Here is a 14,400-nt window from a genome sequence, read left to right as displayed (position 1 = left end):
TTAAAGAATAGAATAGTATGGGCACTAATTTCGATTTTTTTTACACTTGATATCAAGAGCATTATGCGATAATCCCTATCTTCACTCGACTAGATAAAATATTCTCTTTACGGAAGGTACGCAGTTTCCTTTTAGATTAACAAAAGGCTTTAACATACGCGTCTGTGATAGATAACACCCGGATATTGCGCTGAGACAGCTTGCCATCTAAGCCCATGTAGATCAATTCGCTTGGCTGTTGGGTTTTCATAGTTCTGATGAGGATTCCGTTCATATTATCGCCCATTCCAAGAATATATGTTCTCACTATAACAGAACGTTAGTTCTTAATCAAGCGAATGAAAAAGCCCCTTGCCAAACAGCAAGGGGCCTGTCATCCGTGATACAGCGGAATCTGAACATTGTTTATACTAACACATTAATTCTTCTCACGCATGCATATTTTTGTCTAAGAAAAGCCCTCATAATATTTATTCGAGCTTGCATTATGATGGAACACGCCCTGCTTGATCAAGTACATTTGAGCCTGATGATACAAACGCAGTTCATAATTTCTATTTAATCAGTAAAATGTTTTGCTTTATCTCAAATATTAATTTTTTTATGCTTAATCTCTTTAGAATATTTAGTTTATTTTTAATAGATAATACTGTATATTTAAGTACAATTTGATATTTTCATGGAAAAAAGTGTATTTTTTGAAAGAGGTAAAAAATTGTATACTGTAGAAGAATATTTACACATGATTCAATTAAATTTAGACAAACAAACAAAAGAAGTTGTAGGGACATTAGCAGATTTAAAATCTATAACCTTTGCTCCTGAAGTAAAAGCTTTGTTCATTGAAAGTAGTTTAGGCGACCCTAAAATCATTTTAGATTTAATTACTAGAGAAGATATGTTTAATAATGTTGATGAGGATGAGGTAAAAGAAGGTTTTGCGGGAAATATTAAATTAACGGATGAATTTTTGTTTGATGAATGGGATAAAAATGACGCTGATATCGAATTCTATATAGAAAATGATCTGGAAGAATTGTCTATTGCGGAAATAGCAGGTTGGGTTAAAGAATGCTTTGATAAAGCCCAAGGGGAGCAATTACCTTTACCTGTTTATTTTAATGTCCATGATGATACAACATACGTTTTAGATTTAAAAATTGGTGAATGGATAGAACCTGAAGAAGTTGAATTATAGACCTATATATGGCACCCCATCCAAAGGGAAGGTTGCTTTTATTATTTAACACGAAGTTTCTGCCCCACGTGAATCTTATTAACGTTAACCAGCTTATTCCAAGACTTAATCTGTGACTGAGTGCTACCTTAATTAGCAGCTAGTCCATAAATCGTTTCACCACTTTTCACAGCATGATATTGGGTTGCAGATCTAGATGCAGATCCTAACAGTTTCAATTTCAACTTGAATTGAAATTGGATTTGCAATTCCGTTTAGCTTTCAGAGTGTCGATACACTTGTGTTGTATTTCGCTGCAATGACTGACAGCGTATCTCCTTTTTTCACGGTGCATGGCCCTGCGGCAGGCTTCGGTTTAGAAACTGCCTTTGCAGACTGCGCTGTTGGCTCTTCACCTATAAAATATTCAAGTGGCTTGCTACTATTTAATTTGTTGAGATTCACGTATCCCGCAACACCTGTCAATCTTTCTCTCTCGGTATGCTGCCATAAATCGCATGGGTAAGCAGATTTCATAACGAGGGATCCATACAAAGTCTGCTTTGATTTTGTCAGCTTGGGATTGCTAGTACACATGATGACCGACGTACAAACCAACCTTCTTAGCACCAAGCTTCCTAAGCTCGTCAATAAACGCCTGAGCACCCGCTCGCATGTCCCTCATCAAACCCATAATTTGATACTCTTGTCTCAAAGCGGGACTTACCTCTTCAATTTTTTAGAGCTTATTAATACATCTTTACCACGTGCCCAGAGCATGGGGAGATTGTCTGCAAAAATGCTCTCATTTTCTTTTCAATAATTCCTATTTCTGAATCAACTCGGCTATTAACCCATGTTTTTGCTAGAATAAAAAGAGCGAGCAACACCTGCTATTTCAACCGCAATTCCTAATACGCCGATAAAGATTGGTAAAGTGAAATTCACATCGGGTTGTACTATTGTAATTAATTCCTTCGAACTTTCAATTTCAGATGAAAAGTCTTTGGATGAAAACAATTCCTTCAATTCATACAGCCCCCTTCCCTCTTTAGTCAATTTTCGCCAAAAAGAAAGGAAATCCTTTAAGTCATAAAAAATACACCTTCTCAGGTGTTTTACACATCATGTGCCGTTTGCCGCAAATAAGCCAACATAATCATGTTGGCTTATTCCACTCTATAAAAATGTTAAACTTCGCTTTTCTTAAATCAATCTTCTTCTATTTCTTCAGCGGCAATATCATTTTCTCCAATATAAATAGGACCGTTTGCATGATCCACTCTGATAGGCCATTCATATGGAATTGCTAAACGCCTCGCTATATCTCTCCAGAAATTACTTGAATCGATTTCGAACTCTTGAAAATCCTTTAAGAGTTCTTTGTACGACGAACCATCAAACTCTATATACATATCTTGTAAGCGTAAAAATGCCATATGTCTAATCTCGAGTTCTGCTGCCTTATCCATTTCTTCTTTGGTTGCTTCTCCGATGACGGTTCCCGGAGGTGGTAAGATTGTGTAAACATTATCTGTTTCAAATTCAGTTTCTTGTGCGGAAGTCATTTTTTTCCTAATTCGATTAAGCATAAATTCAACTCCTCCTAATTACTTCATAATTATATATTAGCCTATTTTTCCATTTTTAACACAAGACTGTAAGTTCAACAGAATACTTATGATCTGCGGGTTGTACGAATAGAAGAACTTATAAAAAATACCATCACCTAGTTCTTCACGTAAGAGAGAGTTAGTAATGGTAGTGATTTCATCTTAAATTCAGCAAGTTCTTCAATCCATGCAAAGGCAAACGAGAAATTCGCTGACTTCAACGACTTAATCCGCTCTGGCTCCTGCGCCCCGCGAATCACCATGTAGTTACCACGCAGTATATAAGTGACCCTCATTGGGAATTTGTTCACCTTGAACAGAGCTTACACCTTGTTCGGCTTTTGCCCACTTGATCTGCTCGAATATCGAAAGCTCAATAGTATTTTCCACTTTGCGAATGCCCACTCCATTCAATGGATAGCGCATCGTGAACTGGATAAGAATTTGAGTAATGTCTGATGATTTACCTGAGCCACGGCCACCTTTACAGACAATATTCAGAATATCCGGATCAACGGCCGCTCTCCAAAAGGGATGAAATGCTTTCGGAATGAGGGAAGACGGTTTAACCTTCATCCTCATCATCTATATCATTAACAAATGTGACTGCAGTATTAACATCAAGCTGTTGCTTCTTAGTCCACACCGCATAACGCTTGCCTAGATCAACGACTGCTGCTTTCCTTGTCTGTACACTTGGTTGAAGCTCGACAACTTTTGAGTGCCTTTTCCCATCTAAAATTGATACTGGTTCCATAACTTCTCCGCGGAAACAGCGGTTAGGAATTCCATGATTTCCTGCAGATCTGCCACCTTCGCTGATTGGAGCTCTTCCATGCGTTTTTTCACGTATATGGATACATTAAAGTATTTTTTAGTAGTTGTCTGTATTCTGAGCAGCGTATTTCTTGCTGTACTCAGCTCTCCTTGCTGCTTCACTTGCATTTCCCAACTCAATATAATAATCTGCAAATTTCTGCTGTTTTAATGTCAGCTTCACTCCCATAGGCGTTCACTCCTTGTGGTAATCCCTAATGTATTTGTGGGCATAAAAAAGCACCTCAAGGGGTGCTTACACAATTCACTTTTGGCTAGAAGGTTTAACCAGTTCATCTAAACGGAAACGAGCTATTTTGTAAACTTCCTTTAGAGCTGTATTCAATTCAGTATCACGATCATTATTAATGCGTTTCTGCATAGCAGCCTTAATATCATTTTTATCCAGACCTTTAACTGCAATAATAAAAGGGAAACCAAATTTATCTGTATACTGCTTGTTTAGAGAGAGAAACTCGGCATGCTCCTCCTCTGACAACTGGTCAAGTCCTGCACCCTTTTGTTCCTGAACGGATTCGTCTGTCATCTTTACCTTGCCTCCCAAATCCGGGTGAGCGTTAAGAAGGTCCAATTTCTTTTTCATTGAAGCTGTATCGACTGTTTTCTCCATAATAGCGAACATTTCATCTACAGATGAGAATGGACGCTTTACCCATGTTTGTTCTGCAACCCATGGTGAGTGCTCCAAGATAGAGCCGACTGCACCTACGAAACCTTGCTGATCTTTCTGGTTCAGTTCTTCCAATGTGTACCCAAGTTTCTTCTCCAATTCTTCTTGCTTTGCTACGTCCTTATCCACTTTTTTTATGGAATCATCCGTCGCCCGCTTTTCAGTACAAGCAGTAAGCAAAACTAACGCAAATAATAAAACAAATATTTTTCTAATTTTAATCCCCTCCCTCCTAATCAATATTCATCAAGTTCAGATTTAAACCCGCTTTCAGCAAATAAAATAGCCCGCAAAAAGGCCGGGCCGAGAGGAGAAGTATACATGTCTAGCACGGTCCGGGGCACTACTCCCTTCCATGGTACACAGAAAATTTCAGAGAAACTAATGCGTCAGCGGCGTCAAGCGTATCAAGTATATCAAGCTAGTCAAAAATGATAGTCACATGGATTGTTATGTTCGACCTTTCATACGAGTCCAGATTATGATTGGGATTAGCGATAAGGATAGAATCCCTCCAACAAGTGACAATGTAGCATAACTCGAAACCGCTACAACAGCTCCAGACAAGCCTCCTCCCAAGGCACCGGACAATGCAATTAAGACATCCACGTTACCCTGTACTTTAGCCCGTACTACCGTTGAAGTAGAGTCAACAAGAATCGCAGTACCGCTGATCAGTCCGAAATTCCAGCCAAGCCCAAGAAGAATCAATGCAGTAACAAGCACGGTCATTGATTCCCCAGGACCGGCTGCCGCCAGAACACCTGAACCGAGCAGTGTTACAGCTGAAGCAATTACCATTGCAGTTCGGCCGATTTTATCAACAAGAAATCCCGTTACAAGTGAAGGTAGGAACATAGCGCCTATATGAAATCCGATTACAAGCCCGACTGCGTTCAAACTATGACCATTATGCCCCATATGTATTGGAGTCATCGTCATGATTGCCGTCATAACAAATTGGGTTACAATCATTGCTGATGCTCCTGCAAATATACCTCGTCTGTTAGTAGAGAGGATTTCTGACTTATCCTCCCAGGTCAAATGACTATTTATTCTCTTAACCTCAGCTAACATTTTAGCCACAATAAAAGGGTCTGGGCGAAGGAACAGAAAGAGAAATATACCAGCAAGTAGATAAGCAGCAGCTGCCAAAATAAATGGCCCAGCCAGCGGAGGAATGCCCAGTATGGTGGAAAACCTCCCCATGACCTCTACAAGATTTGGACCTGCAACCGCTCCGAAAGTAGTAGATACCATTGCCATACTTACAGCCCTTGCGCGTTGGGTTGGATTTGCAAGATCTGCTCCTGCGTATCGCGCTTGTAAGTTTGTAGCGGCACCAGCACCATAAATGAGAAGTGAAGCAAATAAGAGCGATATGCTATTAGTCATTGCGGCGAGAACAACCCCGACTGCTCCAAGGCCTCCGGTAATAAACCCTGCAGCCAAACCGATACGCCGGCCTGATTTTTGTGAGAATCGTCCTACAAAGAATGCAGCTCCCGCTGATCCTAAAGTAAATAGCGCAGTAGGGATTCCCGTTACACTGTCCGTACCCATCATATCCTTAGCCAAAAGAGCTCCCACTGTAATTCCTGCCGCAAGACCTGCTCCGCCAAAAATTTGAGATAGCACAACGACCAATAAAGTTCTTTTGTACAATTTCTGCTGTTTTTCTGGTGAATTAACATAGCTTTCCACCAAACCAGATTGAGCGTCCGTACTCCCGTCATCTGTATGCGTCATGATTCAAACCTCCCCCTTTAGGAATTGCGCAAACAATATCCTGATGAATTTGAATTATCATAACACACGCAAAAAAACCATACAATATTATAATTGTATGGCGAACAAATCAAACTACTTCACACATCAATTGATTTAAAATTCTCAAGCCTTCTTCTAGCTCTTCAAGTTTATCCATTGCGCACACTGCAATCCTTACAGCTCTCTCCGGGCAACTATTTCCGACTGCAAACCTTTCAGCCGCATATACTTGAACACCTCGGTCCGCAGCTAATTTCTCAAATTCTGCTCCAGACAAATTGCCAGGCAGAAACAACCAACGGAAAATACTGGTGTTGGCACCAAGGCAGGTCCATTCACTTAAATAATGGTTGACTAGTCTGTTCCTATGGATAGCTTGATTCTGATGGTTCTTAATAATGAGCTCGAATTCATTGGATAAAATAGTACGAGCTGCCAACTCAGAAAGCAGTGGAGAAACAGAAACATTTAGATTATAAAGGGCCCTCGAAAGCTGTTCCTTGAACTGCTCCGGTACTGCAACGTATGCCATACGCAGACCAGGCGCAATAGATTTTGAAAGGCTAGCTATGTAAATAACCTGCTCCGGTGCAAAAGCTGCGAGTGCTGTCGGAGGACTTTCTGCAAGCAGATGATAGGACGCATCCTCAAGCACAAACAGATTATATTTTTGGGCAACTTTGGCAATTGCTTTCCTATTAACTTCGGACATTGAGCATGCTGTCGGATTGTGATTATCTGGAATTACATAAATGCCTTTAATATATTCATTTTTACATGCATCTTCCAAAGCTTCAGGACACATCTGGTTGTTAACCGATCTTATAGGTACCAGCTGCACACTCAGCATTGCAGCTACAATTTTTAAACCTGGATATGTATGTTGGTCCACCCCCAAGCGATCTCCCGGGCTGCAGAGACTAGCTATTGCGGCGGCAATGGTATTCTGTGCGCCAGTTGCAAAGAGAATCTGGTCTGCGGTTGCTTGGTAACCACCTCTTTCAATCAGCTTCAGAGCAGCTTCTTTTTGCCATAAACTTTCTCCAGCTCGTCCATAACCAAACCATTTCTCATAGTTTTCTTCCCGTAACATGCTTTTCAACTGAAGCATCAACGGTTCGAATGAAGCATTATCAGGTAAAGTCGCTCCCATTTCAATAAGTTTAGGTTTTGTTTCCTCGAGCAAATAGGCATTCGCCAATGCATCATAAGAAACGAATGTGCCACTGCCCACTCTAGCACTTAATAAGCCTTTCAACTCACAAACCTTGAATGCTTTTGAAATCGTACTTACATTCAAATCCAAGTAATCGGCCAGCTCTCGTTGTGGAGGTAGTTTAGTCCCTGGCAATAAGACACCTTCTATAATATCACTCTCCAATTGCGTTGCGATTGTTTTATAAATGGGCTTTTCTTCTTTACTAAATGATGGTTTCCAGCTCATTGGGTAGTTTTCAAAGGAATTAATTGGCATGACACAAATCCTTTTCTTTATTTTATTTTTAACTTGTTGCTATTATAATTGCTTTTTTAGAAATAAACTAAAGGTAAACAATAATTATTCTTTCTCATATTGGCCCCAAAAATATAAAAGGACACCAAACAACGCTTCTTACGCCATTCAGTGTCCTCCAGTGTGCTGATAGAACTCATATATCAATTTCGCTTAATATTCTTATATTTTTGTCTTCAATCTTTTTAAATGTATATCCCGCAAGAAATCGTAATTAAAAAGACACCTGTCAAATTTAACCCTTCAATCTGATTATCAAGCCAATGTTTATTTAGTAAATAAAACTCATTTTTAATAATAGCCATTGAAGTGAAAAGTGAATTTAAGTCTTTGTACAATAAGGTGAGGCCTGTTCATTTAATATAAATAAACTTAACAAGTCCTTGTTTTTTTCTACATCAAAATTCTCATTTAACTCTTTATAAACGAGATAAGTTTATTCCTTATTTCTAGAAAATCTGTATTAATTAAAGGGGGAATTTCCACATCTTGCTACTCCACTAACGTTTCACTAGAACGAATAAAATCTTTAAATTTTACTTGAGCATTGTTGAATTTATAAACAAACTCTCTATAGTTCATAACTACTGTCTTATCTAAAGCCCATTTCGCTATACAAAAGACGGAAACACCTCCTATAAACGACCCAATTTCTGACTGAGAAGCCAAGTACGCTGCCCAGAAATTCAGCGTAGCATTCTCTTTAAAGACTATTTGGGACTCCGTGCTGTCACGCCTGCTTTGTACCAGCAGACAAAAGGCAGAAGAATCTGTCTCGTAATACAATTCCCAGAATTGATAATGCCCATGTATGCAGCTATGAAACGAGCGTAGATCAACCGAACCATTGAGGAGAACCCTTGTGACGATGCAGTGTTGCCTGGAGAGATAAAAAAAGAGGAAATAAAGTATATTGATTCAGATCAGATAGACAAGTTCCTTGGTGTGGCCTAAGAATATGCATACGAATATTAGATTTTCTTCAAGTTGCTTATTGAGACCGACATGCGTAAAGGTGAAGCAGGCCTTGCAATAGTCTGATGTCAACTTTATTGAAGGTACTGATTTTAACCATAAAAAGTATGATGAAATGTTTGTTTCTGTAAATACTAGCTCATTTGAGCGCGTGATTACGTTAACAGAAGCCATGATCGATGACTCACGTTTTCAATTGCTATGGCAAAACAAAATATAGATCAATGACTTACACCGTCATGATCTGAATCAAGGCTACGTAGAAAAGATGGACATCCTCTACTTTATTTAATGCTTTTTCTCACGTATTCTAAAACGCACCGGTATTCATCCCCTTCCAATACATTCACTTCGGCACACACATGCTGTCCTGATGTTGGAAGCTGATGCAGATAAAAAATATCTACAAGAGATTAGGACATAACAGCTATCAAATTACCACAGATGTCTATTTCATATTTCAAAGAAATTGGGATAAGCAAACAGAAGGAAATAAGATAACCACATAAAAAATGCACCTAAATAAAAATTGGGGCAGGGCCTGTTTTCATAACAAACAGGCCACTGCGCCCCAATAAATTCCAGCCCTGTAAGGCTTAATACATGCTCATGTACTGCTCGCGCTCCCATGGATGTACAGTTGTACGGAACATATCCCACTCAATTACCTTGGCTTCGAGGAAATTGGTATACAGATGTTCACCAAGTGCTTCTTTGATGATTTCATCTTTCTTCAATTCATTCAAAGCATCCATCAATGTAGCAGGAAGACTTTTAACATTATGTTCGTCGCGCTCTTCCTGAGTCATATCGTAGATATTGCAATCAACTGACTTAGGTGGAGTCAAATCGTTTTTAATTCCGTCAAGTCCTGCAGAAAGCAATACAGCCATTGCCAAGTATGGGTTTGCTGTTGGATCTACACTACGAAGCTCAAGGCGTGTGCTCAATCCACGTGAAGATGGAATACGTACTAGCGGACTTCTGTTTTGTGCAGACCAAGCAACATAGCTAGGAGCTTCGTAGCCTGGTACAAGACGCTTATAAGAGTTAACTGTCGGATTTGTTACAGCTGTATAATTTGTAGCATGCTTCACAAGACCCGCTGTAAATTTATAAGCAGTATCGCTCAATTCTCTCTCGCCATTTTCATCGAAGAACACGTTTTTACCATCTTTGAACAAAGACATATTAACATGCATGCCTGAGCCAAATACACCGAATAGTGGTTTTGGCATGAAAGTCGCATGTAGATTATGTTTGCGAGCAATTGTTTTGACAACTAGTTTGAATGTCTGGATGTCATCACAGTGTTTAACAGCATCTGAATATTTGAAATCAATCTCATGCTGTCCTGGAGCTCCCTCGTGGTGAGAAGCTTCAATTTCGAAGCCCATCTCTTCTAGCTCCAATACGATGTCACGACGGCAGTTTTCTCCAAGGTCTGTTGGTGCTAGGTCAAAATAGCCTCCACGGTCATTCAATTCAAGTGAAGGTTCACCTTTTTCATCTAGCTTGAATAGGAAAAATTCTGGCTCTGTACCGATATTGAAATCCGTGAAACCAAGTTCTTCCATCTTCTTCAAGTTTCTTTTCAGATTGTAACGCGGGCATCCTTTGAATGGAGTGCCATCCGGATTGTAAACGTCACAGATGAATCGAGCAACTTTACCCTTTTCAGAAGTCCAAGGGAAGACAACAAATGAATCTAGATCTGGATACAGATACATATCAGATTCTTCAATACGAACAAATCCTTCGATTGATGAACCATCAAACATCATTTTATTATCAAGTGCTTTATCCAATTGGCTAAGTGGAATTTCCACGTTTTTAATCGTTCCAAGCATATCCGTGAATTGGAGGCGAATAAATCTTACGTTCTCTTTTTCTATCTGTTTTTTAATCTCTTCTTTCGAAAACTTGGAGCTCATGTTTCATTTTCCTCCCAATATTCAGTCTCATCGTACAACGTATTCATTATAAATGAATATGTCTTTTCTTGTATAGAATATTTTGCACGATGCGGCAATTAAAATGTTCCATTTTGCGGAATAAGCAGTTTTTCTGTCGCATTTCGCACTGCAATTTTTACATGCTCATATGTTAATCCGCCTTGCACAAAAGCAATATATGGCGGTCGCAGTGGTCCATCTGCAGAAAGCTCAATGCTTGATCCTTGAATAAATGTGCCTGCAGCCATGATTACTTCATCTTCATAACCCGGCATTGCACTCGGCACAGGAGCGAAGTAAGAATTCACTGGAGAATGCAGTTGTATCGCCTGACAGAACGAAATCATTCGCTCGCTATCGCCAAAAGTGACAGACTGGATCAGATCCGTTCTTTCCGCATTGTATTTTGGAGAAGTTTCGAAACCGGCCAATTCAAGCAGCCTGGAGGTAAAGATTGCTCCCTTTAGAGCCTGGCTGACGACATGTGGCGCGAGGAAAAAGCCTTGAAACATTTCCTGTAGCATATTGAATGTAGCCCCTGCTTCTTTACCGAGCCCTGGAGCAGTCAGGCGGTTTGCACATTGATTGACTAGCTTTTCACTGCCGACAATATAACCACCAGCTCTTACAAGGCCGCCGCCTGGATTTTTTATAAGAGAACCTGCGATAAGGTCTGCGCCAACATGCAATGGTTCCTGATCTTCTACGAACTCCCCATAGCAATTATCAACGAAAACAATCAAATCTTCTTTGATTTCCTTAACAAATCGAACCATTTCAGCAATTTGTTTGATTGTAAAGGAAGGCCTGTCCCGATATCCCTTTGAGCGCTGAATACCAATCACTTTCGTTTCTGGGCGGATTGCCTGGCGAATTCGATCGAAATCAGGCAAGCCATCTCCCTTTAGATCAACTTCATTATATAAAATTCCAAAATCGATTAATGAACCGGAGTTTTCGCCTCTGATTCCAATAACCTCTTCTAGCGTATCATAAGGGGTTCCAGTAATGTAGAGAAGCTCTTCTCCTGGACGTAAGATACCAAACAGTGCTGTAGAAATAGCATGTGTTCCAGACACAATCTGAGGTCTTACAAGGCCAGATTCACCGCCAAATACTTTAGCATAAACAGCCTCAAGAACTTCTCTACCCGTATCATCGTATCCGTAACCCGTTGTAGAGTTAAAATGTCCATCACTTACTCGTTTTTCATGAAAAGCCTGAAGCAGACGTTCCTGATTTTTTTCAGCAATCTTGTCTACTTTTGCAAATTGCTCTTGGCAATCTGCCTCCGCCTTCTGTACAAGTTCTTCCATCATTTGCTTCAATTACTCCTTCAGCAGCCGATTGAGCGGATGTCCTCTCCTCATATAACCTTCAAAGATAAAACGGCCGCTCTCTTCGGCAAATTCATGTTTTTGGACAATTGTTTCACGTTCAAGCTGATCCATGACCTTGCCTTCACTCGGTTCAATCTCAATACAGTAAGGAAGCCATTCTTCCTTTAGCATTCCCTCGATTTTCTCACGGAGAAGCTCGATATCTTTTTCTTCGTAAGCACTCATCATAAGAGAAGGAGATTCGGAAGGATAAATGCCGCTCTCGAAACAGTCTTTTTTATTATACACTGTAAGACGCGGAATCGCATCGGCTTCAAGTTCTGAAAGAAGGTCAAGCACAGTCTTTTGATGTGTGTCTTTATCCGGATGCGAGCCATCTACGACATGAACGATAAGGTCTGCTTCTTTCGCTTCTTCCAATGTAGAACGGAATGCAGCAATGAGAGCGGTTGGCAATTTTTGAAGAAAACCTACAGTATCTGTGAGAAGAGCTTTAAAACCAGATGGCAACTCAATCTGTCTTGTAAGTGGATCAAGGGTTGCAAATAGTTTATTTTCGGCCAGTGTATCGCTATGTGCTAGTTTATTAAAAATTGTGGATTTCCCAGCATTTGTGTAGCCTACAAGAGCAATTTGAAACGCCTCATTTGTCTTTCTTCGTTTCCTATACTGCTCACGTTGTTTCACAGCAAGCTGCAATCGTCGCTTAATTTCATGAATTCTGTTCCGGATATGTCTTTGGTCCGTTTCAAGTTTTGTTTCCCCAGGACCTCTCGTTCCAATACCGGCACCTAGTCGAGACAATTCCACACCTTTACCTCTCAGGCGAGGAAGCAAATATTCCAGTTGGGCAAGTTCAACTTGAAGCTTACCTTCCTTTGTATTTGCACGCTGAGCAAATATATCTAGGATTAGCTGGCTACGGTCGATAACCCGCACACCAAGTTCAGCAGATAGATTACGCAACTGTCCTGGAGAAAGCTCATCATTGGAAATTACTAGATCTGCCTCCAACTCTTCAACCTGTTGCGCAATCTCTTCCACTTTTCCTTCACCGAGATATGTTGCCGGATGAATTTTTTCTCTGTTTTGCGTAATCTTTGCGATAACAGTTCCTCCAGCCGTATCGGTCAATGAAACAAGTTCATCAAGGCTCGAGTGGAATTGGTCTTCTGTTGTTGTTTGTCGTTTAACACCTATTATAATGACTTTTTCTGCGAATTCTGCTTCCATTAAACCGGCTCCTTAAATCAAGATTATTTATAATATACCCCTCTAACGTAAAAAAATCGCCCATCTATTCAAAGTCAAGATCCATTTCCTTAATCTCAATCAGATCTTTGGCTGAGTATAGTTCTCTTGTAAGCAATCGCATTGCGTGTGAGCGAATCGTCTTCTCAACAATGTTTCTGATGTATCGGCCGTTTGCGAAATTACGACACATGCGTTCTTTTTCAATCTCACTGCGCAGGCGCCATTCTGCTTCTTTAGACAGTTCGTATTCAAGTTTTGCGAACTTTCTTCTAGCGATATCCATGAGTTGATCCAAATTATAATCGGGAAATTCAAGAATAAAAGGAAATCTTGAATGAAGACCAGGATTCAATTCAAGAAAATTATCCATTTCATCAGGATACCCGGCCAGTATGAGAACAAAGTCATTCTGATGATCTTCCATATGCTTCACAAGCGTATCTATTGCCTCTTTACCAAAATCCTTTTCGCCGCCACGGCCTAATGAATACGCCTCATCTATAAAAAGGATTCCTCCGATGGCCTTCTGAATAAGCGCCCTCGTTTTTTGTGCAGTCTGGCCAATGTATTCGCCAACTAGATCGGCACGTTCTGCTTCTATGAAATGACCTTTACTAAGAAGTTCCATCTCATGCAGCAGTTTGGCCAGTTCCCTTGCAACTGTCGTTTTGCCCGTGCCTGGATTCCCTTTAAACATCATATGAAGTACTTGACCGGATGATTTAAGACCGATTTCTTCACGTTTTTTATTGACAATCATAGTGGCGTATATTTGCTTAGCCATCATTTTCAGTTCATCAAGCCCGACAAAGGAGGAAAATCTGCTGTCGATTCGGGCGAATATGCGATGATTGGGCTTTTGTGGAACCGGTTCAGGCATTTTCTGATCCTGCCGTTTTTCCTGAAGTACTATATTGATTTGCCCTTTTTTATATTTGGTCATTTGCGCATCCAAATGATCACCCCTAACTGTTCGCAGTATACGCCCAGTGAAGCAAATATGTGACAAACGCCCGAACCTACAACGAAGCGGACACCCTTAACTGGATGTCCGCTCCCCCATTATTCGCTTTCCTGATTCAAATCAATATTTTTCGCCGGAGCAAATGTTGAAATAGCATGTTTAAAGACAAGTTGCTGCTTGCCATCTGTTTCGATGAGGACTGTGAAGTTGTCAAATGCCTTCACGATGCCTCGCAACTGGAAACCGTTCGTCAGAAAAACCGTAACGGGTACATGGTTTTTACGAAGTTGATTCAGGTAGAAATCTTGAATATTGACCGTTTGTGCCATTAT

13 protein-coding genes and 2 pseudogenes are annotated in these 14,400 nt (G+C 40.3%); 1 reads left to right on the top strand and 14 read right to left on the bottom strand.

Features of this window, described 5'->3' with window-relative positions; translation table 11 throughout:
- Positions 1-715: 715 nt before the first annotated feature.
- Positions 716-1,198 (top strand): hypothetical protein, encoded by a 483-nt coding sequence (locus QR721_RS06495; RefSeq protein ID WP_348029639.1) that lies wholly within the window; start codon positions 716-718, stop codon positions 1,196-1,198.
- A 372-nt stretch (positions 1,199-1,570) separates the two neighbouring features.
- Here the strand turns inward: QR721_RS06495 and QR721_RS06485 are convergent.
- From QR721_RS06485 to hfq, 14 genes and pseudogenes are all read right to left on the bottom strand, one after another.
- Positions 1,571-1,862 (bottom strand): annotated as a pseudogene (locus QR721_RS06485) (glycoside hydrolase family 25 domain-containing protein); the annotation flags it as partial.
- 164 nt (positions 1,863-2,026) lie between these two features.
- A complete protein-coding gene (locus tag QR721_RS06480; RefSeq protein ID WP_348029638.1) occupies positions 2,027-2,206 on the bottom strand; it encodes a hypothetical protein in 180 nt (59 codons plus the stop codon).
- 182 nt (positions 2,207-2,388) lie between these two features.
- A complete protein-coding gene (locus QR721_RS06475) occupies positions 2,389-2,769 on the bottom strand; it encodes a hypothetical protein (RefSeq protein ID WP_431189523.1) in 381 nt (126 codons plus the stop codon).
- A gap of 96 nt (positions 2,770-2,865) precedes the next feature.
- Positions 2,866-3,372, bottom strand: a pseudogene (locus tag QR721_RS06470) (phage terminase large subunit); the annotation flags it as partial.
- Positions 3,356-3,547 (bottom strand): hypothetical protein, encoded by a 192-nt coding sequence (locus QR721_RS06465; protein WP_348029637.1) that lies wholly within the window; start codon positions 3,545-3,547, stop codon positions 3,356-3,358. The pseudogene QR721_RS06470 and the gene QR721_RS06465, both read right to left, overlap by 17 nt.
- Before the next feature lie 117 nt (positions 3,548-3,664).
- The gene (locus QR721_RS06460) at positions 3,665-3,796 is read right to left on the bottom strand and encodes a terminase small subunit (protein WP_348029636.1); all 132 of its coding nucleotides are present in this window, start codon (positions 3,794-3,796) and stop codon (positions 3,665-3,667) included.
- A 75-nt stretch (positions 3,797-3,871) separates the two neighbouring features.
- Entirely contained in the window at positions 3,872-4,426 is a 555-nt protein-coding gene (gene uraD, locus QR721_RS06455) for a 2-oxo-4-hydroxy-4-carboxy-5-ureidoimidazoline decarboxylase (protein WP_348029635.1), read from the bottom strand.
- Between the two features lie 321 nt (positions 4,427-4,747).
- A complete protein-coding gene (locus tag QR721_RS06450) occupies positions 4,748-6,046 on the bottom strand; it encodes an MFS transporter (protein ID WP_348029634.1) in 1,299 nt (432 codons plus the stop codon).
- A gap of 109 nt (positions 6,047-6,155) precedes the next feature.
- Positions 6,156-7,541, bottom strand: a complete 1,386-nt coding sequence (locus QR721_RS06445; protein WP_348029633.1) for an aminotransferase-like domain-containing protein — start codon at positions 7,539-7,541, stop codon at positions 6,156-6,158.
- A gap of 1,610 nt (positions 7,542-9,151) precedes the next feature.
- The gene (gene glnA, locus QR721_RS06440) at positions 9,152-10,489 is read right to left on the bottom strand and encodes a type I glutamate--ammonia ligase (RefSeq protein ID WP_348029632.1); all 1,338 of its coding nucleotides are present in this window, start codon (positions 10,487-10,489) and stop codon (positions 9,152-9,154) included.
- Between the two features lie 98 nt (positions 10,490-10,587).
- On the bottom strand, positions 10,588-11,829 hold the full coding sequence (locus QR721_RS06435; RefSeq protein WP_348029631.1) for a methionine gamma-lyase family protein: 1,242 nt from the start codon (positions 11,827-11,829) through the stop codon (positions 10,588-10,590).
- A 9-nt stretch (positions 11,830-11,838) separates the two neighbouring features.
- On the bottom strand, positions 11,839-13,083 hold the full coding sequence (gene hflX / locus QR721_RS06430) for a GTPase HflX (RefSeq protein ID WP_348029630.1): 1,245 nt from the start codon (positions 13,081-13,083) through the stop codon (positions 11,839-11,841).
- Between the two features lie 64 nt (positions 13,084-13,147).
- Positions 13,148-14,059 (bottom strand): AAA family ATPase, encoded by a 912-nt coding sequence (locus tag QR721_RS06425; protein WP_431189522.1) that lies wholly within the window; start codon positions 14,057-14,059, stop codon positions 13,148-13,150.
- A gap of 107 nt (positions 14,060-14,166) precedes the next feature.
- Entirely contained in the window at positions 14,167-14,397 is a 231-nt protein-coding gene (gene hfq, locus QR721_RS06420; RefSeq protein WP_348029628.1) for an RNA chaperone Hfq, read from the bottom strand.
- Positions 14,398-14,400: the final 3 nt, after the last annotated feature.

It is taken from the genome of Aciduricibacillus chroicocephali, assembly GCF_030762805.1.
In the GTDB taxonomy this organism is placed as follows: Bacteria; Bacillota; Bacilli; order Bacillales; family Amphibacillaceae; genus Aciduricibacillus; species Aciduricibacillus chroicocephali.
The sequence above is the reverse complement of the archived record's forward strand: the minus strand, read 5'-3'. Positions and strand labels throughout refer to the sequence as shown.

Bases quoted from the DNA above. Each gene is read 5' to 3' on its own strand.
- QR721_RS06435 (WP_348029631.1), bottom strand. From the start codon at position 11,829: ATGATGGAAGAACTTGTACAGAAGGCGGAGGCAGATTGCCAAGAGCAA.
- QR721_RS06465 (WP_348029637.1), bottom strand. From the start codon at position 3,547: ATGGAACCAGTATCAATTTTAGATGGGAAAAGGCACTCAAAAGTTGTC.
- glnA (WP_348029632.1), bottom strand. From the start codon at position 10,489: ATGAGCTCCAAGTTTTCGAAAGAAGAGATTAAAAAACAGATAGAAAAA.
- QR721_RS06450 (WP_348029634.1), bottom strand. From the start codon at position 6,046: ATGACGCATACAGATGACGGGAGTACGGACGCTCAATCTGGTTTGGTG.
- QR721_RS06475 (WP_431189523.1), bottom strand. From the start codon at position 2,769: ATGCTTAATCGAATTAGGAAAAAAATGACTTCCGCACAAGAAACTGAA.
- hfq (WP_348029628.1), bottom strand. From the start codon at position 14,397: ATGGCACAAACGGTCAATATTCAAGATTTCTACCTGAATCAACTTCGT.
- QR721_RS06445 (WP_348029633.1), bottom strand. From the start codon at position 7,541: ATGCCAATTAATTCCTTTGAAAACTACCCAATGAGCTGGAAACCATCA.
- hflX (WP_348029630.1), bottom strand. From the start codon at position 13,083: ATGGAAGCAGAATTCGCAGAAAAAGTCATTATAATAGGTGTTAAACGA.
- QR721_RS06460 (WP_348029636.1), bottom strand. From the start codon at position 3,796: ATGGGAGTGAAGCTGACATTAAAACAGCAGAAATTTGCAGATTATTAT.